At 58.3% G+C, this 24,758-nt stretch carries 20 protein-coding genes; 10 read left to right on the forward strand and 10 right to left on the reverse strand.

The annotated features are described in order from the left end of the window. Positions 1 to 140 precede the first annotated feature (140 nt). Positions 141 to 833, forward strand: coding sequence for a DUF3313 domain-containing protein (locus EX00_RS24960; protein ID WP_052210948.1), 693 nt, complete (start codon positions 141 to 143; stop codon positions 831 to 833). Positions 834 to 1,295: 462 nt separating this feature from the next. On the opposite strand, the gene EX00_RS24965 is transcribed toward EX00_RS24960, so the two are convergent. Together EX00_RS24965 and EX00_RS24970 are read right to left on the reverse strand one after the other, a co-directional pair. Next, the gene (locus EX00_RS24965) at positions 1,296 to 2,714 is read right to left on the reverse strand and encodes a sensor histidine kinase (RefSeq protein ID WP_047464096.1); all 1,419 of its coding nucleotides are present in this window, start codon (positions 2,712 to 2,714) and stop codon (positions 1,296 to 1,298) included. Continuing rightward, positions 2,711 to 3,430 carry a response regulator gene (locus EX00_RS24970; protein ID WP_047464097.1) on the reverse strand — a complete coding sequence of 240 codons (720 nt, stop codon included), beginning with the start codon at positions 3,428 to 3,430 and terminating at the stop codon, positions 2,711 to 2,713. The genes EX00_RS24965 and EX00_RS24970 overlap by 4 nt, the downstream gene beginning before the upstream one ends. 284 nt (positions 3,431 to 3,714) lie before the next feature. Here EX00_RS24970 and EX00_RS24975 point away from each other — a divergent pair, with 284 nt between their 5' ends. The 5 genes from EX00_RS24975 to EX00_RS24995 all read left to right on the forward strand — a co-directional run bounded on the left by EX00_RS24975 (position 3,715) and on the right by EX00_RS24995 (position 11,291). Further along, on the forward strand, positions 3,715 to 4,947 hold the full coding sequence (locus EX00_RS24975) for an efflux RND transporter periplasmic adaptor subunit (protein ID WP_234709106.1): 1,233 nt from the start codon (positions 3,715 to 3,717) through the stop codon (positions 4,945 to 4,947). 9 nt (positions 4,948 to 4,956) lie between these two features. Next, positions 4,957 to 8,106: an efflux RND transporter permease subunit gene (locus tag EX00_RS24980; protein WP_047464099.1), complete on the forward strand. Its 3,150-nt coding sequence runs from the start codon at positions 4,957 to 4,959 to the stop codon at positions 8,104 to 8,106. Positions 8,107 to 8,984: 878 nt separating this feature from the next. Continuing rightward, positions 8,985 to 10,307, forward strand: coding sequence for an acetyl-CoA hydrolase/transferase family protein (locus EX00_RS24990; RefSeq protein WP_047464101.1), 1,323 nt, complete (start codon positions 8,985 to 8,987; stop codon positions 10,305 to 10,307). 76 nt (positions 10,308 to 10,383) lie between these two features. Next, positions 10,384 to 10,527: a hypothetical protein gene (locus EX00_RS31560; RefSeq protein ID WP_155294135.1), complete on the forward strand. Its 144-nt coding sequence runs from the start codon at positions 10,384 to 10,386 to the stop codon at positions 10,525 to 10,527. Beyond that, positions 10,524 to 11,291 carry an SDR family NAD(P)-dependent oxidoreductase gene (locus EX00_RS24995; protein ID WP_047464102.1) on the forward strand — a complete coding sequence of 256 codons (768 nt, stop codon included), beginning with the start codon at positions 10,524 to 10,526 and terminating at the stop codon, positions 11,289 to 11,291. The genes EX00_RS31560 and EX00_RS24995 overlap by 4 nt, the downstream gene beginning before the upstream one ends. Positions 11,292 to 11,379: 88 nt before the next feature. Here EX00_RS24995 and EX00_RS25000 read toward each other — a convergent pair whose 3' ends face one another. Both EX00_RS25000 and EX00_RS25005 read right to left on the reverse strand, forming a co-directional pair. Then, positions 11,380 to 12,459: an FAD-binding oxidoreductase gene (locus EX00_RS25000; RefSeq protein WP_047464103.1), complete on the reverse strand. Its 1,080-nt coding sequence runs from the start codon at positions 12,457 to 12,459 to the stop codon at positions 11,380 to 11,382. After that, positions 12,449 to 13,702 carry an aromatic ring-hydroxylating oxygenase subunit alpha gene (locus tag EX00_RS25005; protein ID WP_047464104.1) on the reverse strand — a complete coding sequence of 418 codons (1,254 nt, stop codon included), beginning with the start codon at positions 13,700 to 13,702 and terminating at the stop codon, positions 12,449 to 12,451. The genes EX00_RS25000 and EX00_RS25005 overlap by 11 nt, the downstream gene beginning before the upstream one ends. 131 nt (positions 13,703 to 13,833) lie before the next feature. Between EX00_RS25005 and EX00_RS25010 the strand changes: the two genes are divergently transcribed. Further along, positions 13,834 to 14,784 (forward strand): LysR substrate-binding domain-containing protein, encoded by a 951-nt coding sequence (locus EX00_RS25010; protein ID WP_052210950.1) that lies wholly within the window; start codon positions 13,834 to 13,836, stop codon positions 14,782 to 14,784. A 147-nt stretch (positions 14,785 to 14,931) separates the two neighbouring features. After that, positions 14,932 to 15,441 (forward strand): hypothetical protein, encoded by a 510-nt coding sequence (locus tag EX00_RS25015; protein WP_047464105.1) that lies wholly within the window; start codon positions 14,932 to 14,934, stop codon positions 15,439 to 15,441. A 113-nt stretch (positions 15,442 to 15,554) separates the two neighbouring features. Here the strand turns inward: EX00_RS25015 and EX00_RS25020 are convergent, their stop codons facing one another. Further along, positions 15,555 to 15,866, reverse strand: a complete 312-nt coding sequence (locus tag EX00_RS25020) for a hypothetical protein (RefSeq protein WP_047464106.1) — start codon at positions 15,864 to 15,866, stop codon at positions 15,555 to 15,557. Positions 15,867 to 16,523: 657 nt separating this feature from the next. Between EX00_RS25020 and EX00_RS25030 the strand changes: the two genes are divergently transcribed. Continuing rightward, entirely contained in the window at positions 16,524 to 18,653 is a 2,130-nt protein-coding gene (locus EX00_RS25030) for a TonB-dependent receptor (RefSeq protein WP_047464107.1), read from the forward strand. A gap of 162 nt (positions 18,654 to 18,815) precedes the next feature. Here the strand turns inward: EX00_RS25030 and EX00_RS25035 are convergent, their stop codons facing one another. Further along, positions 18,816 to 19,973 (reverse strand): ABC transporter substrate-binding protein, encoded by a 1,158-nt coding sequence (locus EX00_RS25035; protein ID WP_047464108.1) that lies wholly within the window; start codon positions 19,971 to 19,973, stop codon positions 18,816 to 18,818. Between the two features lie 488 nt (positions 19,974 to 20,461). On the opposite strand from EX00_RS25035, the gene EX00_RS25040 reads away from it, so the two are divergent. Then, on the forward strand, positions 20,462 to 20,884 hold the full coding sequence (locus tag EX00_RS25040) for a VOC family protein (protein ID WP_047464506.1): 423 nt from the start codon (positions 20,462 to 20,464) through the stop codon (positions 20,882 to 20,884). A 13-nt stretch (positions 20,885 to 20,897) separates the two neighbouring features. Here EX00_RS25040 and EX00_RS25045 read toward each other — a convergent pair whose 3' ends face one another. From EX00_RS25045 to EX00_RS25060, 4 genes are read right to left on the reverse strand one after another with little or no spacing between them, the layout of a single operon-like run. After that, positions 20,898 to 21,728, reverse strand: a complete 831-nt coding sequence (locus tag EX00_RS25045) for an alpha/beta hydrolase (protein WP_047464109.1) — start codon at positions 21,726 to 21,728, stop codon at positions 20,898 to 20,900. 38 nt (positions 21,729 to 21,766) lie between these two features. Then, positions 21,767 to 23,014, reverse strand: a complete 1,248-nt coding sequence (gene kynU, locus EX00_RS25050) for a kynureninase (protein ID WP_047464110.1) — start codon at positions 23,012 to 23,014, stop codon at positions 21,767 to 21,769. Positions 23,015 to 23,027: 13 nt separating this feature from the next. Then, positions 23,028 to 23,951, reverse strand: coding sequence for an ABC transporter permease (locus EX00_RS25055; protein WP_047464111.1), 924 nt, complete (start codon positions 23,949 to 23,951; stop codon positions 23,028 to 23,030). A 4-nt stretch (positions 23,952 to 23,955) separates the two neighbouring features. Continuing rightward, positions 23,956 to 24,735, reverse strand: a complete 780-nt coding sequence (locus EX00_RS25060; RefSeq protein ID WP_047464112.1) for an ABC transporter ATP-binding protein — start codon at positions 24,733 to 24,735, stop codon at positions 23,956 to 23,958. Positions 24,736 to 24,758: the final 23 nt, after the last annotated feature.

Raw genomic sequence — 24,758 nt, forward strand, 5'->3', positions numbered from 1 at the left:
GGCGGACCGCCACGCTATCTGAGCATCGCATATCAAGGCAGATCGCGGATGTCGCGACGTCTTTCTCTTTCGCCTGGCCGCGCAAGTTTTTGCCCCCAGGTGCCTCCAAAACTCATTCATTGTCCCATCAGGAGTTTCTCATGCCAGTAAATTTTCTGGGTTTTTTCCGTGCTGCTTTGGTTGCGCTAACGGCCGTCTCGGCTGGCTGCGCTAGCACCGATCCGGTGGCCTACCAAGGCATCGCCTCTTCCAGACAACTATCTGTGAACACGCACAACAAGGATGGAAAAGTTCCACTGCTCTATTCCGGTGGCGGTGTGAATTTCAGGGCCTACTCCGCGGTGATCGTCGAGCCTGTCGCAATTTACAGAGATCGCGATCACCAGTTTGGCAATACAAGCGACAAAGACAAGATCGCTCTTGCTTCCTATATGAAAGACACATTCGAAAACCGGTTGAAGTCAAAATACGCGCTGACCTCGATACCAGGTCCTGCCACGCTAAGGCTCAGACTGACATTGACAGGCGCGAAGTCGAACGCGCCGGTTCTCTCCACGGCAGCAAAAATTATGCCCCTCGGGCTGGCGGTCAACAGCGTTCAGGCGGCCCGTGGAAAAGAAGGGACACTCAGCGGCTCCGTCAATTACTCTGTCGAATTATACGACAGCGCCACCAACAAACTGCTCTTGGCCTACGTTTCGAAGCAGTATCCTGGTGCGCTCAATGTGGGAGCAAGCTTGGGACCGCTGGGGGCGTCCAAAGTCGGAATCCAAAAGGGTGCCGATGATCTCATTGTAAAATTGCAGCCCGCAGTGGCCACCTCGCTTCAGTAATTCCGTTCGGCGCTTCTTGCCTCCGCTCGACGTCGGTCCAATTGACAGGCCGCATCGAGCGGATCGTATGATCGGATCGGTGTCAACCATCTGATGGTCGAGATACTATTTCACCCATATGGGGTCACAGGTTGCCAGAACGATATACGCCTCCGGACCGGGGAGATTCAGCCCATGATAGATGATGTTCGCTATCTGATAGTGATCCCGCAACTCATGGATGAAGCTGTAAATGTCAGCATTCGTCTCAGCCGACTCGATCACGGATAGGCCGTGACAAAAAGCTATTGTCTCGTTGCATTGAACGCCTCAACAAATTTCGGGAGCCAAGGTGGCCGGCTTGCCGCCCCGACGTTGAATGGGAGTTGCGGCCGGGATTAGAGTTTTCGGCATATGCCAGCGTTGCACCGTCCCGCGAAGACGACGAGGCTCATGGAAACATGGATCCGCAGCGACCGTTTGTTACAGTAACGGCAAGACGACAGCCGCTCGCAGTCCGGGATTGTTCGGTGACAAGACGATGTCGCCGCCATGATGGCGAACGATCGCTCTTGCAATGGATAGCCCCAGGCCGACCCCGCCCGTTTCTCGATTGCGGGAATGTTCGATCCTGTAGAACGGGGCAAAAACCTGTTCGCATTCGGAGGCTGGAATACCCGGTCCGTCGTCGTCAACCAGTATTGCGATCGACGTCTGAGAGGTTTGAATGCTGACCGAAGCATTGCCGGCGTAGCGCAGAGCGTTCTCGATGAGGTTCCGCACCGCCCGCTTAAGATTATCGGGGCGACAACGATAGCTAATTCTATCGGTCTCCGAGAAGCTCACATCGTGGCCGAGCTCGGCAAGATCGTCGCAAAGGCTGCCGAGAAGCGCTGCAACGTCGATCGTGCGGGTTTCTTCCGACGCGGCTTCGCTGCGCACAAACGAGAGGGTTTCCTCCGTCATCATCTGCATTTCATCGACGGTCGCGAGTATTTTCTGCTGGAGCTCGGGATCTTTCACGAATTCGGCACGCAGGCGCAACGTCGTCAGCGGCGTTCGCAGGTCATGTCCGATGGCGGCAAGCATCCGCGTTCGATCGTCGATGAAGCGGCGTAATCTCAGCTGCATCCGATCAAAGGATTCGTATAGCTGGCGGATGTCGTCCGGCCCTTTGGGCGGAGAAAGCGCAACGATCTCGCCCCTGCCGAGAGCCTCCGCCGATAAGGCAAGATCCCGCAATGGACGCGCAATGCGATTTGCAATTAGAATCCCGATCAGGCTCAGGACCGCAGCCGTGATCCCTATGGAGAGCAGTGACTGCGAGGTCAGCATATCTGGTGGTGTTGGTTTGTAATAAGCGGCATTCAGCCAAGTTCCATCGTTCAGCTGCTTCGCGATTCCCATCCCCTCGCCGTCCGAGAAGTGCAAGAAATGTACGGTGTCGGAATCATTCTGCCAAAGGCTGGATCGGAGCGGCGCCCAGTTCGAAAGCTGAGGGTCTTCGTTGCCAACACGGCTTTTTTCAGCCGCAGCCAGGATGGCGGCGTCGGCGGCGCCATTGTTGGCGATAAGTTCAGCGATGCGCTGGCTGAGATAGGCTTGCGCGACGCGATACCATGCCCCCGCATCCAACTGCGGATTTGTTGCTGAAATCCAGAAACGTGCATAGCCTGTCGAATTCCCGAGCAGCACGTCATGCCGCATCTGGACGGGAAGCTTTTCAAGCACGCTCGACAAGGCGGCCGTTCTGCTGACGAAGTCACCTTCAATTGCCTGCCGTATCGCGGCTTCGCGCTGATTGGACGAAATGAGAAACGCGATGGTTTGCCCGGCCAGCAACGCTGCCAGCACGAAGCCGATAAACTGGCCCGCGAGACTTTTTTTCCACCAGGAGGTCATAGCACCTCGACTTCAACTGCCAGACTGTAGCCGCCGCCCCAATGGGTCTGGATGATGGTGGGATTCTTCGGGTCCGGCTCGATTTTCTTTCGTAGGCGGCTGACCTGATTGTCGATGCTGCGGTCAAAGGGATCGGCTATGCGCCCCACAGTCAGATCAAGCAATTGTTCGCGGGTGAGGACCATGAAAGGATGGTCCAGAAACACTTTCAAAAGCCGGTATTCCGCAGTGCTCAACGCCACGCCGAGGCCGTCGCTGGCTTGCAATTCCCTTCGCTTGGCGTGAAGCCGCCATCCGTTGAAGCGAATAATCTGATCTTTCGGCGTCTCGCGCGCATATGGCACGCTGGAGGTCCGGCGCAACACGGCGCGCACCCGTGCGAGCAACTCGCGTGGGTTGAACGGTTTCACCAGATAGTCGTCCGCTCCCAACTCCAATCCGATGATCCGATCGGTGTCATCCGTCATGGCCGTCAGGAATATGATGGGTAATTCGGCACTGGTACGAATTTGCCGACAGACAGAAAGCCCGTCCTCCCCCGGCATCATGATATCGAGAATGATGAGGTCGGGGGCGCCACGCTCCAGTGACTTTCGCAGCGCCGCGCCGCTATCGGCGACGCTCACCCGATAGCCGTGTTGCGAAAGATAGGCACCCACCAAGTCACGAATATCGCGATGGTCGTCAACGACAATGATGTGAGGCTCATTGTGCATGGCCGGGCGTCTCTATCCCTAGTTGGAAAACAGAACGACTATACTCTTTAGGGCGAGCTCGACATCTGAAAAATTGTATAAAAATGTCTCCGGAACTGCCGGCGCCGCTCAATCGGATACAAATTGATACACACTCCGTGGGATGTTGGCACAACTCTGCGACAGACGGCGCATAGCCTGAGAACATTCGAACTTTGACAAGCAAGTTCGTGCTGCTCCGGGCCAAGGCGTTGTGGATTTCCAGACCACAGGCCCTCCCAATCAAATTTTTTATGAGGGCAATCGTGCCAAATTTAGTTTTGCGGGCCGCTTTCGGAGCCGCCATTATTGCAAGCCTCACGACTTGCAGCGATCAACAGACCGCGCAGCAACGCCAAGCTCCGCCGAAGCCGGCGATTGGTGCACAGACGCTGGAATCCAGGAGCGTTACCCTGGTCGCTGAACTGCCCGGACGGACGAGCGCGTTCCTCATGGCTGAAATTCGGCCGAGAGTGAGCGGGATCGTCCAAAGCCGTAACTTTCAGGAGGGCGGGGAGGTCAAGGCGGGCGACGTTCTCTATGAACTCGATCCCACGCCCTTCGAAGCGACATATCGAAATGCCGATGCCGCACTCAAGCGGGCAAACGGTGCGGTTCCAAGCGCCCGGGGGCGGCTTGATCGCTTCATGAGCCTCAGCAGGCAAAATGCCGTCAGCAAGCAGGATTTCGATGATGCGCAGACGGCACTGGTGCAAGCCGAGGCGGATGTCGCCGCCGCAAATGCAGCGCTGGAAACGGCCCGCATCAATCTCGGATACACGAAGATCCGTGCGCCGATCGACGGCCGGATCGATGCATCGAGCGTTACGCCCGGCGCGCTCGTTACGGCCGATCAAGCACAGGCATTGGCCACGATCCGTCAGTTGAATCTCATCAATGTGGATGTCGTGCAATCCAGCGCCAACATTCTCCGGCTGAGAAAGGCACTTGCGGGCGGCCGGATGAAGACAAATGGCGAATTTGTCACGGTGGAGCTGCTGCTTGAAGACGGGAGCCGCTATCCCAATCCTGGAAAGCTGCAATTTCTCGATTCCTCCGTATCGGCCAGTGCCGGAACCGTGTCCATCCGCGCCATCTTTCCAAACCCCGATAGACTACTGATGCCCGGCATGTACGTTCGTGCCATCGTCGAGGAAGGGGTCATCCAGGACGGGCTTCTGGTGCCGCAACGGGCCGTTTCGCGGAACGCCCGGGGAGAGGCTACCGCCAGGTTTGTAACCCTGGACAGCAAGATAGAGGAGCGCGTTCTGGCGGTCGATCGGACCGTCGGAAACAACTGGCTCGTCAACGCCGGGGTCGCCGCCGGCGACCGCATCGTCATCGACGGGCTGCAGAAAGCGCAGGTCGGCCAAGAGGTCGAGGTGAGTGCTGTCAGCGTCGATGAAAGGACCGGTGAAGTCCACGCCGTCGAAACGCAATCCAATCAGGCGACGGCGGATCGGTCGTCCAGTGACACTTCCGGCACCGCCACACGGTAAGGTAGTACAATGTCTCGCTTTTTTATTGATCGACCAATTTTCGCCTGGGTAATTGCGGTCGCCGTGATGTTGGCGGGTGCGCTGTCGATTGCCAGGCTGTCGGTCTCGCAATATCCCCAGATCGCGCCTACCACGGTGCGGATCACCGCAAACTATCCCGGCGCGGACGCGCAGACCGTCGAGAATTCGGTAACGAAGGTTATCGAGCAGGGAATGACGGGCATCGACAATCTCGATTACATCACCTCCACATCGACCTCGACGGGGCAGGCGTCGATTTCGCTGACATTCACCAGCACGGCGAACCCGGATGTCGCGCAGATGCAGGTGCAGAACAACCTCCAGCTCGTCGAAGCGCGGCTGCCCCAGGTCGTGCAGAACACGGGCATCACCGTCTCCAAGTCGACGTCGAGCTTCTTCCTGGTCGCCTCCTTCGTTTCGACGGACGACCGGCTGACGGCAAACGATCTCGCGGATTACATCGATACGTCGATGAACGATACGCTGCGCCGCATACCGGGGGTGGGCGACACTCAGATTTTCGGTTCGCGCTACGCCATGCGCATCTGGGTCGATCCCGACAAGTTGGCAAAATACGATTTGATCGTAAACGACGTCAGCAATGCCATCCAGGCCCAGAACGCTCAGGTGTCGGCGGGTCAGTTGGGAGCCCTACCGCAGCAGCTGGGACAGCAAATCAATGCCACCGTGACGGCGGGCAGCAGATTGCAGACCAAGGAGCAGTTCGAGGCGATCATTCTCAAAAGCGAGGAAGATGGCGCGCTGGTGCAGCTGAAGGATGTCGCATCTGTGGAGCTGGGCGCCGAGAGCTACACCACAACCGGTATCTACGACACTCATCCCGCCGCCGGCATCGCCTTCAACCTCGCGACCGGAGCCAACGCCATCGATACAGCGGATGCGGTGAAGGGAGCGATCGAGAGGCTGAGCAGCCGCTTTCCCGCGAATGTTCAGGTCGAATATCCCTATGACACGGCGCCTTTCGTCCGGCTCTCGATTGAAGGCGTCATCAAGACGCTGCTCGAAGCCATCGTGCTGGTGTTCATCGTGATGTATGTCTTTCTCCAGAATCTGAGAGCGACACTGATCCCGACGCTCGCCGTGCCCGTCGTGCTGCTGGGGACCTTCGGGATCCTCGCAATATTCGGCTATTCGATCAACACGCTGACGATGTTCGGCATGGTTTTGGCCATCGGGCTCCTGGTGGACGATGCCATCGTTGTTGTCGAGAACGTCGAACGGGTTATGGAAGAGGAGGGCCTCAGCCCCCGCGAAGCCACAATCCGCTCGATGCAGGAAATCAGCGGCGCACTCGTTGGCATCACCACGGTGCTGTCAGCCGTGTTCATTCCGATGGCCTTCTTTTCCGGTTCGGTCGGTGTCATCTATCGCCAATTTTCGGTGACGATCGTGTCGGCGATGGTCCTGTCCGCCTTGGTGGCCCTTATTCTGACGCCGGCGCTGTGCGCGACGATACTGCGCAAGCCGCAAGCCCATGTGCCGAAACGGATTGCCTTCCGCTTGTTCAATCGCGGCTTCGAGCGCAGCACCCGGCTTTACCAAGGCGGTGTCAGCGTTTTGATAAAGCGGATGTCCGTGGCGATAATCCTGTTCGTGGCGGTCTCGGCGGTCACTGGTGTTCTGATGAACCGGCTGCCGACGGCTTTTCTTCCCGAGGAAGATCAAGGCCGCCTCTTTGCCACGATCCAGCTTCCGCCGGGCGCGACAGCCGACAGGACCGGCCGGGTGCTCGACACGGTCATTCAGCATTTCCTGACTGACGAGAAGCAGAATGTGCAGGGCGTGTTTGGCACGATCGGCTTCAACTTCAGCGGTCAGGGACAAAACCTCGCCATCGCCTTTATCGATCTGAAGGATTTCGGGGAGCGAACGACGCCGGAGTCCACGGCGCAAGCCATTGCGGCACGCGCCATGACGGCATTCGGCAATATCCGCGATGCGCGCGTCATCGCTCTCGCACCGCCGGCGGTGCCGGGTTTTGGCAATTCCAATGGGTTCGACTTCTTCATCCGCGATACGGAAAGCGTCGGGCACGATGCCTTAATGGCCGCCCGCAACCAGTTGCTCGGCCTTGCATCCCAGAACGCGCAGCTGACCGGTACCCGCCCCAACGGCCAGGAGGATACGCCTCAATATGCGGTTTCCATCGATCAGGGCCGGGCGAGCGCTCTCGGGCTTAGTCTTGACGATATCAATTCCACGCTGTCGACCGCTTGGGGAGGCACCTATGTCAACGACTTCGTCGATCGTGGGCGCGTGAAACGCGTCTATGTGCAGGCGGATAAGAGTTTCCGGATGCAGCCTTCGGATTTCGACCGCTGGTTCGTGCGCAATAGTCGCGGCGACATGGTGCCCTTCTCGGCCTTTGCCAGCGGACATTGGAACTATGGCTCGCCAAGGCTCGAGCGCTACAACGGCGCATCTGCCGTCCAGATCCAAGGCGCGGCCGCGGCTGGCGCAAGCTCGGGACAGGCAATGAATGAAATCGACCGGTTGATGCAGCAATTGCCTGGCGACTTCTCGCATGAGTGGACAAGCCTTTCGGCGCAGGAACGGCTGTCGGGTGATCAGGCGCTCCAGCTCTACATCATTTCGGTTCTTGTCGTCTTTCTGGCCTTGGCAGCGCTTTATGAAAGCTGGTCCATTCCGTTCGCGGTCATGCTTGCCATCCCCGTGGGCGTATTCGGCGCGCTCGTGGCCGCGACGGTTTTCGGCCAGGCGAACGACGTCTACTTCAAGGTCGGATTGCTAACGACGATAGGGCTCGCCGCCAAGAATGCGATCCTGATCGTCGAGTTTGCCATCGCCCAGCAGAGTGCCGGCAAGCCGCTGATCGAGGCCACTCTTGAAGCTGCGCGGCAAAGGCTGCGTCCGATCCTGATGACGTCCTTTGCCTTCATTCTTGGCGTATTGCCGTTGGCCACCGCCGATGGAGCGGGATCCGGCAGTCAGAACTCGATCGGCATCGGTGTCATGGGCGGCATGATTTCCGCGACCTTCCTCGGAATATTCATCATCCCGGTTCTGTTCGTTGCGGTCCGCCGCATCTTCAAGGGACATTCAACCATCTCGAATCCTGCTGTCGAACAATCGGGCGCGTCCGTAGCGGCAAAGTAGCCTTTGACCGCGCGCGCCCATGCGAAAAAGGAGATAAAGATGCAAAAAGATCATAATCCCGACTACGTCGATCGCTGCGTCGACAAAATTTCCGACATCGGCTCGCGCTGCATTGCGGACCTCGCCGTGATTGGGGTCGTTCTGATTGGATTGATCCTGGCGAGTTCGGTAACAGAGCTGGATGCGGAGTCATCGTCTTACTCCGCAGCACTTCAGCTGGAGCCGGCCGTAGAGTGCGGTCGTACAGCGTTTAAGTACGATTACACGCGCGCTGGTAGGCGTTGGTTGTTAGCTTCAAATGATGGACGCCAACCAGTCAGTATCGCAGGCTCATCGATATAGTGCCGGACAGCATTTTTGCCTGCGATCCAAGAGTTCTGGCGGAGGAGATCGGGTCCAGTAGCGCAGCCGCCTTGTCGAGCAAAGCTTCCGACGTCGTCTGCGTAACAATCTCTTCCCGAAGGTCCAGTATCCAGCTGCTCGTCAATTTTCATTTGCCCAACCCAAAGACAGAACGCGCTTCACTGCTAAAAAGCAGGAAGTTGCTCTTGTACTTGTCGGCCCGCATTGTGGCTGACGCCCCTCAACTCAATAACAGTACTATCGGAAGCGACTTGGAAGGAAATTTTCTATTTTCGAAAATACTTAATAATTGTCCATGATGAAATGATTATTCAATCATATGTTGTATATTAACAGCAATGATGATTGCGTTTGTTCCACGCAGCATCCGAGGCCTTCGACAGGGGCGGGCAAGCTGGCGACGGAACGCTCTGCGGCAGACGAAAGCGCTGGCAACGGTCGCGAATGCCGGTGATGATGTGATCATGGAAGTGGATGCTGATTTGTTCTGAAAAGTGCGCTGGGAGGAGGACCCAATGACGACGATCCATCAGAGGCTGTATCGCGACCGGCTGACGTCCGCGAACGGGGCGGTCACGATGATTCCGTCCGGGGCGAAGGTCGCGATGCCACTGGCTGCCGGTCAGCCACCCGCCATTTTGGCGGCGTTTGCCGAACGGGCCAGGGCGAGAGCCATAGAAGATGTGCGACTCCATTATCTCCTTTGCACTGGCGTCGCGGGAACGAGCGTATTCGATTTCGACCTGCGCGACCGGATCACCCCCATGAGTTACTTTCATGGGGGCGTGGAGCGTGCGCTTGACAAGAGGCGATCGGCGGAGGCGTTGCCTGCCGTCGACTTTGTACCCTGTCATTTCAGCCAGGTGCCGCGCTCAATGGTCGAGCATGTCGGTGTGGACACGTTGATTGCAACCGTCTCGCCGATGGACGCGGATGGCAATTTCAGCCTTGGCGCCAGTACCGACTATGCGCTCACGGTATCGCGAAAGCCTGGAATTCGGCTGATCCTCGAGGTCAATCGCAACATGCCCTATGTGCGGGGCGATTGCATGATCCCCGTGTCAAGCGTGACGGCGCTGGTTGAAAACGATGTCAGCCTGCCGATCTTGCCTGCGGCCCCGCGCAATGAAGTGGATGACGCCATCGGGGCGATCATCGCGGGCCTGGTAGACGATGGTGACTGCCTCCAAATGGGTATTGGCGCTTTACCTGACGCGGTATGCTCTGGGCTTTCAGGGCATCGCCATCTTGGCATTCATACGGAAATGATGACGCCGGGTCTCGCCAGGCTAGTCAAGGCGGGCGTGGTCGATAACAGCCGCAAGCAGACCCATGCCGGGCGGTCGATCTTCACCTTTGCACTTGGAGATCAGGCGCTTTACGACTTCCTGAACGACAACCCGGAGGTTGAGGCCTATCCGGTCGACTATGTGAACAATCCCTTCGTCATCGCGCAGAATGACCGGGTGGTATCGGTCAACGCGACGCTACAGATTGATCTGAACGGCGCATGCAATTCGGAGTTCATGAATGGAAGGCAGTTCAGTGCATCCGGGGGCCAGGTTGATTTCGTGCGCGGCGCCTATGCCTCGCGGGGCGGTCGTTCGATCATCGCCTGTCATTCCACAGCGGCGAAAGGTACGCTCTCGCGCATCGTTCCGGCGCTGACGGGACCGGTGACAACATCGCGCAACGACACGCATATCGTTGTGACTGAGTATGGATGGGCGAACCTCAAGGGCAAGTCCGTGGCCGAGCGAGCAAGGGCGCTGATCGGGCTCGCCCACCCGGATTTTCGTGAGGAGCTGGAGCGAGCAGCCCACGGGGCAGGGCTTTGAACACCGAGCGTTGAGATGAGCTGGACGAAAACGCGAGCGACCACGGCATGATCGCCAGGATCGACCGGACGGACCGTTGCATATTGCCAACCTGCATTATCAGGCGATCGGCAAAAGCGGCCGCCATGCCGATCTGCGTCTGCTCAATGCCGATCAAAGTGATATCGCTGACGTCCGCAAGAATATTGTGAAAATCGTGATAGGTGAGGCAAGGGCATGACGGATAGATTAAAAGGCAAGATTGCAATCATTTCCGGTGGGGCGACGGGTATGGGAGCGGCAGCTTCCCGACTGTTCGCGCAGGAGGGCGCGAAGGTCGCGATCATCGACCGGAATGGCGACGCCGCCGCGCAAACCGTCGAAGACATTCGCGGTGCCGGAGGCGTAGCTGCGCACTGGGTGGCGGATGTCTCTGACGAGGCGGCAGTTGCCGACGCGGTGAAAGGAGCGGAAGCTGCATTCGGCGCGGTCACCGTATTGTTCAATCACGCGGGAACGATTGTCATCAAGCCGTTCCTGGAAACGACGGTTCAGGAGTGGGACTGGCTGCACGCGGTCAATGTCCGCTCCATGTTTCTGATGACGCGGGCAGTGCTGCCGGGAATGATCGCCGCGGGCGGTGGCTCGATCGTTTGCACGTCGTCGATTTCCGCCGTGGCCGCGACGCCGATGGAAGTCCTCTACGACACCACGAAGGGTGCTGTTCATATGTTCGCTCGGGCGATCGGCGTCGAGTTTCGCGACCGCAACATCCGCTGCAATGCGGTGTGCCCGGGTTTCATCAGAACGCCGCATGGTCTGCGGGAGGTTTCCGAGTTGCAGGCTCTGGGCGTCGACGTTTCGGAGGCCGCCATCGCCGCCCAACAGGGCCGCATCGGTGAACCCGAGGATGTGGCGCAGGCCGCGCTCTATCTCGCCAGCGATGAATCCCGCTTTGTCAACGGCGCCCACCTGTTTGTCGACAACGGCTTCACCGCGATTTGACGACCGCAAGTGAGCCCTAATAAAGAGCGAAAGTGGCGCATCCTTGAACACGGAGGTTTGGTCAGATCGCCGAGCTTCCGCGGTGCCTTTAGCGGTCGATTACGAGATCGCTGAGAGGTTTCGAGCAGCAGGGTAGAAAGAAACCCGCGTCGATCTCCCTTTGCCGGATACCGCCGTCGTGCTTCATATCGACGGCTCCGCTTGTGAGCTTCGACTTGCAAGTCCCGCAAATTCCGTTCGCACAGGACGACGGTATTCTTACCCCGGCCTTCTTTGCACAGGAAAGGACAGTCTGGTCGGCGCGAACGTCGACCGATTTACCCTGCTTCGAAAATTGAACGCTGAAAGTCTGTGTCTCGACCGCATCGACGATCGGCGGAGGCGCTTCCTCGATCACCGCGGCATCGAAGCTCTCCTCGTGGTAGTTCTCGGCAGGCACCCCGACTTCCAGGCTGATGCTCTTGGCGGCGCGCATGAACGGAGCAGGCCCACAGCACATCACGACGCGATCCGCGATGTCCGGAACGGCCAGCGAAAGCAGTTCCTTCGATATGCGGCCCGTCATACCGGGCCACGACCGCTCATTTGCGATGTCTTCCGGCAGAAGCAGCAGCCGGAAGCCTTTCGTCCGTTCCGCGAGATGGGAAAGCTCGTTTCGGAAAACGAAGTCCTTCGGTGTCCTCCCGGCATGGACGAAAACGATGTCGATCGGCTCCGCCGCATCCGCGAATTCCCGCGCCATGGACATGACCGGCGTAATGCCTGATCCACCGGAAAGAAATAGATACTTCTTGGCCAACGGTCTTACGAACCGACCAAGAGGCCCTGAGGCCTTGACGACCGTGTTCGGCACGAGGTTGTCGTGCAGCCAGTTCGATATCTTACCTCCGGGAACGCGTTTCACCGTAATGGTGATAGCGTTTGTCCGGAAGGGGGAGGACGAGATGCTGTAACAGCGGCCGTCCGCCTCGTTTTCGAGGCCGAGTTCGAACATGAAATACTGACCGGCGCTGAACGAAAACCGCTTTCGATCCGGCGACACGAATGTGAAGCTCTTCACGTCATGCGTTTCGTCATGGACGTCGATGCAGACGAGCCTGTCGTCGGTTTCCGGGTTCCATGTGTCGGAAATGGCTTTGCTCGCTATTGACAACTGCTCAGTAGCCATGGGCGCGCATCCGTTCGACATACCAGGTGCCGAAATCGTTCAGCGCGACTTCGCTGAACCTGGAATAAGGGCCCGGTTCATAGGCGGGGTCCTGTATGCCGGAATGCGAACGCGCGACGAGATCAGCATCCTGGTTGGTGGTTTCGATCCATACGTGGGTCAATTTATGGAGATCGTAGTCGATGCCCTCGACGGCGTCCTTGTGGACGAGCCACTTCGTCCTCACGAGCGTCGTATCGGCAGACAACGGGATTACGATGGCGGTCACCGCATGGTCGCCCATGAAGTGGTTCCAGCTGTTGTGACCCCAGAGATGCATATCGCCGAGGTCCTTGCGGGTCATGTGTCCGATGAGCTTTGAAGACGCGGCCGTGGCATCCTCGGTCTGGGACTCACCCGCACCGGCGATGATGAGGCGCTGGGTCCGGAAGTTGGTTTCGCAGTTCCTCATATGTTCGATGGCGGCCGAGGGAAAGCCCTCTTCTTCCCATGCCTTCGTGCGGGCCTCATACATCGCGAAATGGGCCTCGGCCTGTTCGCGGTCTTCGGGGCTCAGGCTTTCGGGATCGTAACCGAAGTCGAGATCGACGAAGGAAACGCAGAGTTCAGGATGGTTGGCCGAGCAGTGGTAGCACTCCCGATTGTTCTCGATCGTGAGCTTCCAGTTACCCTTCTCGATAACGTCCATCTGATGCGCGATCTTGGCATTGGGAATATCGTAAGGAGCCAGTCGCTCGAGCATGGCCTGCTCGAGGTCGGCGATATCCTCGGGCGGATTGTCCGAAAGACAGATATAGATCAAGCCGCCAATCGATTTGAAGTTGACCGCCTTCAGGCTTTTGCAGCTCTTGTCGAAATCCTTGCCCATATGCGGGGCGTAGCTCAGTTCGCCTGTGAGTTCGTAGGTCCACTGGTGATACGGACAAACGAGCTTGGAAATAACGGTCGGGCCTGGGTCGAGGATTCTGGAGCCACGATGACGGCAGACGTTCCGAACGACGCGGATTTCGTTGTCGTCGTCCCGCAGAATGATGAGGCTGGTGTTGCCGATATCGATAACGACCGCGTCGCCAGCTTCGGGCACGTCGCATTCTAGGCCAACGTAAATCCAGTGGTTCGCAAAGAAGACGTCTAGGTCCGCCTGGAACACGTCATCCCTGGTGTACAGCCCCGCTGGAAGGGAGTGGCCGTCGGCGCGTTGGTCCAATGAGGCGGTAATCGACGATGGGAATTTGTTGAGCATAATCTCACCTTATCTGATCGGTCGCATGAGATTGCTTGCTGGAGAGCAGCAGTTCAACGGCATAAATAATGAGCGTTGCCATAACCTTATGTAATGCTAAAACCATATGACGAAAACAAGGACATCCAACGGTGGCGCTGAGGCGAAAACTTCCCCCACTTACTGCTCTGACCTCGTTCGAGGCAGCGGCCCGGCTCGCCAGTTTTACCAAGGCGGCCAGTGAGCTTGGTGTTACCCAGGCAGCCATAAGTCGGCAAATCCACCTATTGGAAGAGCTGCTTGGCTTTCCGCTTTTCGTAAGACTTCACAGAAAGATTGAACTGACCGAAAAAGGCAAGACGCTGGCAACGGCTGCGCAGGATGCTTTCGATCTCATTGCGGCGTCCGTTCTGGAGGTCACGAAAGAGGATCACGTCACGGAGCTCACCATCGCTGCTTCCGTGGGATTTTCACATTTCTGGCTGTTGCCGAGAATTTCGGAGTTTTCCAAGCGGCATCCTGAGATCAGTCTGCGCATAGTCAGCCAGGACACGATGCCGAATATCGAGTCGAGTGACTTCGACATGGCGATCCGCTTCGGTAGCGGTATGTGGTCCGACGGCGTGGCCGAGATGCTGTTCGAAGACGAGATTTTTCCGATTTGCAGCCCTGATTTCGCGAATGCCGCTGGCAATATCGAAAACATATCGGATCTGATCGGCCATCCCCTGATTTCAAATGCGACAGATGATCCGACATGGACCGGTTGGAGCGAGTTTCTGGCCGCGTTTTCGGTCGAAATGCCGAAAAAGACACTCGGATTGCGATGCAGCTTCTACACCGAGGCCATCTACGCGGCCCTGAACGGACAGGGTATCGCCCTGGGCTGGAGACATCTTGTCGAGGATCTCCTGCTTCAAGGTCGGTTGGTCCGGGTCACGGAAGCGACGGTAAAGACGCGGAACGCATATTTCGTTGTCATTCCCAAACGGCGTCGCCAGACCGAGGCCGCACGTCACTTTCTTTCATGGCTGTCGGAAATGTCATATCGTCCGTTCAATGGAGCGAAAAGCTTGTCCGAAACCTCGGGCCACCGAGGGTAACCACAATCTTCCGTACTGCGACTATAGATGCCGCAGGACACGGCAAGATTTGCGTGTCTGATCATCATGGTGGGCATAACTCACCAGTGTGGATAATTTTTCAATCAATCATCGAATTCTTTTCAATCGCAAATGTGCTGAGAACATATGACCCTCGATAAGCTTTTACCGTATCTGGGTTCCTCCGAACAAAACAGGGAACTGGCCGACCTGTTGGCGTCTGTCGGATTCGACATCTCTGTGATGCCGGGGCGGGTGCAGCGCGGCGCCGGCACTGGGCATTGCGAGCTAAATTCGTTGGGTATTGAGCTCGCCTTCTATTTTCATACTGACTACAAAAGCAGGTTCGGAGCGCCCAAGAATGATGGCAAAGCGATCTTGTCAGCCATCTTTGCCCACGGCAACGCCAACAAGGTGCGTAAGGCCTATGTCGGTCCTTTCCCTTTCAGCCCCGGCCCAATTCACAACCGTCACGAAGCTTTACGAGGGTTCGGGACGCCTCTCCGGACCGAGGAAGATGACGGCATTGTTGAATGGGACCAATGGATGAAAAGCGGCCTGCAGGTACGTACGGAATACAATGAGGATGGTTCCCTCTTTGTCTGCATGTACTCAGTGCCCTTCATTGACGTTGCGTCCGGAGCCCTCAACCGCTGAACTGGAAAACTCGGGAAAACGCGCTGTTGATAGAAGCGTAAACTCACAAAACGACACGGAGGCCGGCTACCATAAATTGTGCTCCTTCCGCCCGTGACCTCCCTGTTCCGGCATCAATAGCGGGTGACCATGAACAGCTTGTTGTCTCTGACGCCTGCCGATATCCCCGGATAGGTCAAGGGATCATCGTTGGGTCGGCGTGGCACGGTCGATTTCCAATCATAAAAAGTATACTCACCCGAACCGGACCGCTCTTCCTTGCAGCCCAAAATTTTTACAACCCGGTCGTAACTCATGCCGTTGACGATCTTGTCCCTCTGGGTCTCGCCAAACTTACATTTTGATGCAGCAACGGCAAATTCAGTATTTGCAAGGAACAGGGCGCAAGCGCCAACTGCCAGGTAGTTTATATATTTTAGATTCATCCGTTCATTCCGATATGTGATCGATTCTCAGCATCATCCATTACCATTGCGGCGGGCCAAGCGCCTAGTGGCACTACATCGCGCCAGGAAAGCAGTTTCAGCGAGCTTCCGCTTACCGTGATGTAGCTGCCGCGCAAAGGGCGGCGAACGCCACGCCTTACGCCCGGTCGTTCAGACCCATCGCGCCCGGCCGATATGCGGTCACCTATGCGGAGTGCCAATACGGCTTCAGCCAGTTCAACAGCGGGGTCAAGCTTGAGACAGGCGGTGACCATGACTTGCTGTTCAATTACGTCAGCCCGCGCAATCCGGTCGCCGTATCGTCCGAGGCATCCGCCGCAGAACGCGAGGTTATGCAGGAAGTTTTTCCGGAGATTTATACCTCGATACGGTTCACGAAGTTTGGCTCATAGCCGCATCGCCAGTTATGGCGCCTGCTCCCTGATGCCGGATTTCTATGCGCGGTTGGGTGCACTGATTGGCTCCGATCGCCGGCTATATGTCTGAAATCCCTAATGTTAATAACTCCATTGTCATATCTGCGTTGCTCGCTTTGAGCCAATTTATCTTGACTAAATAAATCATATTATATAGCTCCCTGGCATCGCGTGTGGGGATCAATGAACTCGCGTTCTCGGCGAATTCAAGGGGGTATATGTGAAGAAGCGCATTGGACTTCTGTCCTTGCTGGTTGCTGGGGTGTGCGGCCCGGCAGCGGCGCAGGACGCGACTGAGTTGCAGCCGATCGTCGTCAAGGCATCGGGCGGTGAATCCTCTCTACCGGAGGAATATCCGGGCGGACAGGTCGCAAAAGGTGGCCGTGTGGGGATGCTCGGCAACCGCGACGTCATGGACACGCCTTTCAGCACGACGAATTATACGGCCGAGACGATCGAGAACCGGCAAGCAAACACCGTTGCCGACGTGGTTGCGAGCGATCCGTCCGTCAGAAACACGCATGCGACCGGCGGTATGGTCGATTCCTTCTATATCCGCGGCTTCCCGGTCAACGAAGGCAACTTCGGCGAGGTCGCTTTCGACGGTCTCTACGGCGTCGCGCCGACCTATCGCGTCTTCACGGATTATGTGGAGCGAGTGGAGGTACTGAAGGGGCCAAGCGCCCTGATCTACGGCATTTCTCCGAACAGCGGCGTCGGCGGCGCGATTAATATCGTGCCCAAGCGCGCGCCGGATAAAGACCTGACGCGGGTGACCACGGAATATGCCTCCGACCTGCAAGGCGGCACGCACCTCGATTTTGCCCGCCGCTTCGGTGACGAGCGGCAATTCGGCTTGCGCTTCAATGGCAGTGTGCGTGGCGGAAATACCCCGCTCGACGATCAGAAACAGGAAGCCTATGTCGGCGCGCTCGCCCTAGATTACGAGGGGGAGAATTTCCGCGCCAGCGTCGACGTCATCGGCCAGAAACAGCATCTCGATGCGCCGCAGCGGCCCTTCTTCCCGGTGGCGGGGCTTACGCTTCCGAATGCGCCCGACGGCCGGCTGAATATTCAGGAGCCATGGGAATGGTCACGCAGCAGGGATCTCTCCTTGATGACGCGCGCCGAATATGACCTCAGCGATACGGTCACGATTTTTGGTGCGGTCGGGGGAGGACGCTCCCATGTCGCAAGGCTGTTCGGCACGCCAAGTCTTCTGAATTCGAACGGCGATGTCAGCGTCACGCCGCAGAACTTCGTGTTCGACGTCGAGAGAGTAACCGCCGAAACCGGCGTCCGCGCGAAGTTCGATACTGGCCCGGTCTCGCACGCCGTGACCTTGCAGGCCACTTATCTGCGCCAGACCTTGGATCGAGCCTCCGTTTCGGGTACGGCGCAGCGGACCAACATCTACAATCCGGTGCTGCGCCCCGAACAGTATGTGCTAGCGCCGAGTAGCGTCGGGAGGGCATCGGAAAGCACCCTGTCCGGCATTGCACTATCGGATACGCTCTCGATCCTAGACGAACGCGTGCAGTTGACGGTCGGTGGCCGCTTCCAGTCGATCGATTCGAAGAATTTCAATGCAACGGGCGCGGTCACGTCGTCATCCGATGAAACCGCGGTCACGCCGCTCATCGGTCTCGTGGTCAAGCCATGGGAAAACGTATCGCTCTACGCCAATTATATCGAAGGTCTCGGCGTCGGCGACACGGCGCCGGCAAATGCGATCAATGCCGGTGAGACCTTGGCGCCCTATCGAACGAAGCAGTATGAAATCGGCGCAAAGTTCGACCTTGGCAGGGTCATGCTCAGCGCGGCTGTCTTCCAGATCGAGAAACCCTTCGGGCAGCTTGAAAGCCGGGGTTCTGATCTGGTCTTCGTCGCCGGCGGGGACCAGCGTAACCGCGGTCTCGAGATCAATGCCACCGGCGAAGTCACCTCCGACATTAGGCTTCTCGGCGGGGTCGCCTTCATCGACGGCGAACTGACGAAGACCAACAATGCCGCAACCGCCGGCAACACTCCGATCGGCGTCCCCACGATCCAGGCCAATCTCGGCGCCGAATGGGATACGTCGTTCGTGGAAGGGCTGACGCTTGCCGCCAATGTCATCTTCACGGATGAACAGTTTGCCGACACAGCCAACAAGACTGAACTTCCGTCCTGGACAAGGTTCGATCTCGGCGCCCGTTATGCGACCACGATCGAGGATCGGCCTGTGACCTTCCGTGCCTCGGTCGAGAACCTTTTCAACAAGGATTATTGGTCGGGCGTTGCAAGCTTCGGCACAATCTCGCAAGGCGCACCCTTGACCGTGAAGCTGTCGATGACAACCGATTTCTAGGAACCGGGATTTCCTAAATCGCCACCATGATTATCGGCGCGCCTGCTCATCCATGGCAGGCGCGCCGTTTTTGCTTTGGGGTCGGGAAATATGCGGGTCGAACCCGGCGGCCATTGAGCTTTGGAGAAACAGGGATTTCCGTCTGTTTCTCCGATCGTTTATTTATGGCGTTTTTGTCGTCAGGCTGACGCTATAGCCCGGCTTGTAGGCGATGGGCAGAAAACGCCTATGATATTCCGCAAAGGTCGCGTCGGGATCCAGATCGGCGAAAAGATCCGGGTGAAACCACTTCGCCAGCTGCTGAATGGCGACGAATTCATACGGGCTGTTGTAGAACTGGTGCCATATGCCGTGAAAATTGCGGGTCTTTTGCGCCTGGGTCCCGGTATAGGCATCGCGCGTCAAATACCATTCGAGCTTTTTCCGCAGCATCTCGGGATCGGCACCCGGACCGAGTGGAATCCAGTGACCGCCCGGAGCATAGGCTTGCCAATCGGAGCTGCTGACAACGACGTGCTGCGGGTCTGACACAATGACCTGCTCGGGATTGATCTGGCCGAAGGTCGTCGGCAAAAAGTCGCTGCCGATATTGTGACCGCCTGCCACTTCGACATATCTGCCGAAGTTTTCCGCGCCGAAGGACAGGCAGCAATCGTCCGAATAGCCGCCGATACGCTCAACGAACACGCGCGGGCGATCCGGTTTCACCTTGTCGAGCACGTCGGTGACGCGTGCGACTGCTTGCCGGCGGAAGGCAATGATTTCCTCGGCGCGCTCCTTGCGATCCATGATTTCGCCCAGCAAGCGAATAGTCCGCTCTGTGTTTTCGAGCGGATGGTGGCGAAAATCGACATAAAGTACCGGGATGCCCAGGGATGCGAGCTTCTCGACATATTGGGCATCCTCATTGGCACGCATGGCCTCGATGTTGAGGAGAACAACGTCGGGTTTGCGGATGATGGCCGATTCGATGTCGATCAGACTGCCTTCCTGCCCCGAAAAAGTCGGCAGTTTCGCAAGGTCGGGAAAAACCTCGAGATACTGGGCATAGGTTCCCGGATCGGCCTGGATCAGATCATTACGCCAGGCAACGATACGTGACAGCGGGTCCTTGGGCTCCAATGAGGCGATCAGATAGAGTTGCCGGCCCTCCCCGAGCAAGATGCGTTTGACCGGCGCGTTGACCGTCACCCTGCGATTGGCCACGTCGATAACGGTGATCGGTGACTGTCCATCCTGCGCCGTTGCCGGGATATGCCAAAAGGTGAGCAACACCAGCAGGGCTATTGCGCCCTGATATATCGAACGCCGTCTTCTCACGAATAAACCTCTTCTTCGAATGTCTTGCGCGACTTAAGCCATAGAGCCAGAGCAAGGAAAAGCGACAATTTGGAAAGAGCCGTAACCAATGGAAATGCAGCGTCCACCTGAATCTTCAGGTTTAGGTCAAGCACCTCCCAATGGGTGCCACGAGACAGATTTTCCGTGGCGATGAATTGCCTCGCCTCTTACCTGATTTCGAACAGACCGTGTTTCACGCCGTTCGTCCTGTCGTCCTCTATCCCCCGATAGACGGTTTCGGTTGCCGAACAATTCTGGGTCGTCGTGGCCAGCAGGCATAGGGAGAGCAACACTGTTCGCGGTCGGTCCATATGCTTCTCGCCTTTCATTCGGATGCAAAGTGTTTTGCCACGAAATCATCAAATGAAAAATATTTGGCTTCGCCTGTCGGAAAACGTGATCGGCAGTCGTCCTTGGGACAGCCCGTCGATGGGTGCAATCTTCAAACCTGTTCCGAGGAGACGATCATGACCGACACAGAACAATCATCGAAGCCCAATATCCCGGCCAAGGGTGGCCTGGTGGCCTATGTGATGGTGGATGGCGCCGTGAAGGCGGCCGAATTCTACGAGCGCGCCTTCGGAGCCGAGCGTGCCTTTATGTATCCGGCCGATGAGCAGGGCCGGACGATGCATATTCATCTCTATGTCAACGGCAGCTCTCTGATGCTCGGCGATTTCTATCCCGAACATGGCTTTGGAGTGGAAAAGCCGCAGGCTTTCTCGCTGCAACTGCTGGTCGACGACCTCGATCCCTGGTGGAAGCGTGCCGTCGAGGCTGGAGCGGAGGTCGTCATGGAACCGCAGGTGATGTTTTGGGGCGATCGCTGGGGCCAGCTTCGCGATCCCTTCGGCGTCACCTGGGCGATCAACGCACCTGTAAAGGCATAGTCCCTCCTTCCGATCAGTCGGAGAGCAGGGCTCGTGTCAACGGATGCGCCGGATCGGCAAGGCCGTCCAAGATGGTGAAATGGTTGCGGTCCGGCTCGATGACCACAGAGGTTGCCGCGCCGAGACCGGTCCAGATATTGGCAAGCAGGGCGTTCTGACGGACGAATTCGGAGCGTTCCGCGCCACCGACCCAACAGGTGAGCCGGAGATTGTCCATCGGTTCCAGCAGCGCTGGGCTCTCGGCCATGGCTTCCGCAGCATCGATGCGCAGTTGCTGGTTCATGGCTCGCTTCATGATCGGGCGCAGATCGTGCAGGCCCGAGATGGACAGCACATGGCGGATGCGGGGCTGTACGGATGGTGAAAGCGGAGAGATGGTGGTGACCATGCGGGTGGCGAGCTGGCCGCCGGCCGAATGCCCGGTGAGGATCAACGGACCATCGATCATGTCGGCCGCGGCACCAATTGCGGCCGCGATCTCCTTCGCGATGCCGCTGATGCGCATCTCCGGGCAAAGCGTGTAGGAGGGCATGGCGACGGCGTAGCCGCTGGCAACGGCGCCTGCGGCCAGATGTGACGAATAGCTCTTGTCCAGTTGCAGCCAGTAGCCGCCATGGACAAAGACAACCAACCCCTTCGGTTTTTCCGAAGGGAGGAAGAGGTCGAAGCGATTGCGCGGGCTCGGACCGTAGGCAAGGTCGAGCTTGGCTCGCCCGCTGGTAGTCATGCTGTCGCGGAAGGCCTGTGCCGGTTCCACCCAGGCCGCCGGCCAGCGGTCTCCATCAACGACATAGGCACCGTTGGTATAGGCAACGTCCCAATCGGTGATCCTGAAATAGCTCATCGCCCGATCTCCTGGCTCCTGCAAACACCCATCCGCTGTTAGGTCACAGCGGAGCGCACGACAAAGCGCGCTTCCTGCCATGATCCGCTGCTCAGAATATCTTCCAGCACGCCCGCCGCCTGCCAGACATCGCGGTAGCTGACGTAAAGCGGCGTGAAACCGAAGCGCAGGGTCGAAGGCGCGCGGAAATCGCCGATGACGCCGCGCTCGATCAACGCCTGCATCACTTCATAGCCGTTGTCATGGGTGAAGGAGACCTGGCTACCGCGTTGTTCGCTGTCGCGCGTGGTGTCCAGCACGACGCCATATTGGCCGCATTTGGCTTCCACCAGACGGATAAAGAGATCGCTGAGCGCGATGCTCTTCTGACGCAACATGTTTAGATCGACCTCGTCCCAGATGCTAAGCGCGCCTTTCAATGCCCGCAGCGACAGGACCGGCGGCGTGCCGCAAAGGAAGCGCTTGATGCCATCGCCTTCGGCAAAACCCTGCTCGAAGGCGAAAGGCCGGGCATGGCTCCACCAGCCGCTGAGTGGCTGGACGATTGAGCCATGATGGCGGTGCGCGGCATAAATGAAGGCCGGCGCGCCGGGACCGCCATTCAGATATTTATAGGTGCAGCCGACCGCGAAATCGGCATCGCTACCATCAAGATCGACCGGCAACGCGCCGGCGCTGTGGCAGAGATCCCAGATGACCAGCGCGCCGGCCTCGTGAATCCTGCGCGTCAGCGCCGCCATGTCGCGCAGCGCGCCCGTCTTGTAGTTGACGTGGTTGACGAGGACGACGGCTACCTGATCGTCGATCAGGCTCTCGATATCGTCGGCATCCCGGCCTTCGAGGCGAAGCGTCGTGCCCGGCCGCGTGGAAGTGACACCTTCGGCCATATAGAGGTCAGTCGGGAAACTATCGCCTTCGGCAACGATGACGTTACGGTCGGGGCGCATCGCCAAAGCCGCATGCAGGGCCTTGTAGATATTGATTGAAGTGGAGTCGGCAACCACGGTCTGCCCCGGGGCTGCGCCAATTAGCCGGCCGATGCGGTCGCCGAGTTCGAGCGGCAGTTGGAACCAGCCGGCGCTGTTCCAGCTGCGAATGAGGCCGTTGCCCCATTCCTCCATCATCGCCTGCTTGAGTTCCGTGAAGACATCATGCGAGGCGGCGCCAAGAGAGTTGCCGTCGAGATAGATGACGCCGTGGGGCAGGGCGAAGCGGCTGCGAAAGAAGCGCAGCGGATCGGCCTCGTCCATGGCCTCGATGGCGGCGAGATCGGGAAGGCTGTCCATGGTATCGGCCTCTTTATTCGCGAATGGTTTCCCTGGAGGGTGCACCGCCACGGCTGCGGCGGATGCTCGGCAGCGCCAGCATGATGAGCACGAACAGGCCGGTGGCGAGCTTCAGGTTCGATGGCGGCAGGCCGGCGGCAAGGCAGAGCGACACCAGCTGGTAGTAGATGATCGAGCCGACGAAGGGCGCGAGCAGTTGACGCAACACGGATTGCTTGCCGGTGAAAGCCTCGCCGATCATCAGCGCGGCCAGGCCGTTGATGAGGATGCCGATGCCCATGTTGACGTCGGCAAAGCCCTGCGACTGCACCATCAGCGCACCGCTGGTGGCGGAAAAAGCGCTGGCAAGACCGACGCCGCCGATGGTCGCGGCCCAGACGTTGATGCCCTGCGCCTCGGCCATGTCGGGATTGGCGCCGACGGCGCGCATAGCCGTGCCCTTCTCCGTCTTGAAATAGAGGTTGAGGGCAATGAGGACGATAAGAGCAATGACGCCGGCGACGATGATCTTGCTCGCCGGAAAGCCCGGCTGCGTCAACGGCACCCAGTCGAAAACGGTTGGTGCGCCGAAGACCGAGAGGTTCGACTTGCCCATGATGCCGAGATTGATGCTGTAGAGCATGGTCGACATCAGGATGCCGGCGAGCAGTGTATGGATGCGGAAGCGCAGATGGATGAAGGCCGTGCAGCAGCCAGCCGCGAGCCCAACGGCGAAGGCGGCGACGATCGCGAGCGGCGGCGTCACGCCTGCCGCAAGCAAGATGCCGCAGATGCAGCCGCCAAGCGGAAAGGCGCCTTCGCTGGTCAGATCCGGAAAGCTCAGCATGCGGAAAGGGATCATGATGCCGAGCACGACGAAGCTCAAGATAAAGCTCTGCGCCAGCGTCACCGGGATCAGCGAAATGAAACTCGAAACGGTTGTCTGAATGAAATCCATGATATCAGCTCACCAGCAGCATGCGGTCGGTCTTGACGGCGAAATGACCGATCAGCTCGGGCACGGTGATCCGGCGCTTTCCCTCGCCGGTGATCTCGAGATGAACGCGGCCGGCGTCGAGCATGATGATACTGTCGCCGAAATCGACGGCGTGCTGCATGTTGTGCGTCACCATCAGCGTCGTCAGCTTCAGCGCCTCGACGGTGCGCACTGTCGCCTGCATGACGATACCGGCGGTGCGCGGATCAAGTGCCGCCGTATGTTCGTCGAGCAGCAGGACATCCGGTGAACCGCCGACCGCCATGATCAGCGACAGCGATTGCCGCTGGCCGCCGGACAGTAGCTCCACCTTCGTATCCAGCCGGTTTTCCATGCCGAGGCCGAGAACCGACAGCCGTTCCCTATAGGTGGCAAGCCTAGATGCATTGAGACCGGGGCGCAGGGCGCGCTTCTTGCCGCGCAGTTCCGCAAGCAGCATGTTTTCGGCGACCGTCATGCTGGCGGCGGTGCCCTTCATCGGGTCCTGGAAGACGCGGGCGAGGCGTGCCGCGCGCTTGTGCACCGGCGTGCCGGTGACGTCGTCGCCATTGATGATGATCTGGCCGGAATCGAGGCTGAGCGCGCCGGAAATGGCGTTGAGCATGCTGCTCTTGCCGGCACCGTTCGAGCCGATGACCACGCCGAATTCGCCTGATTTGAGCGACAGGGTGAGGCCGTCGAGCGCGACCTTCTCGTCCGGCAGACCCTTGTAGAAAACTTTGCGCGCGGATTTGATGTCCAGCATCCGTGCCTCCCCTGCGGTATAAG

Origin of the sequence: Martinezella rhizogenes (assembly GCF_000799715.1) — a bacterium.
In the GTDB taxonomy this organism is placed as follows: domain Bacteria; phylum Pseudomonadota; class Alphaproteobacteria; order Rhizobiales; family Rhizobiaceae; genus Rhizobium; species Rhizobium rhizogenes_C.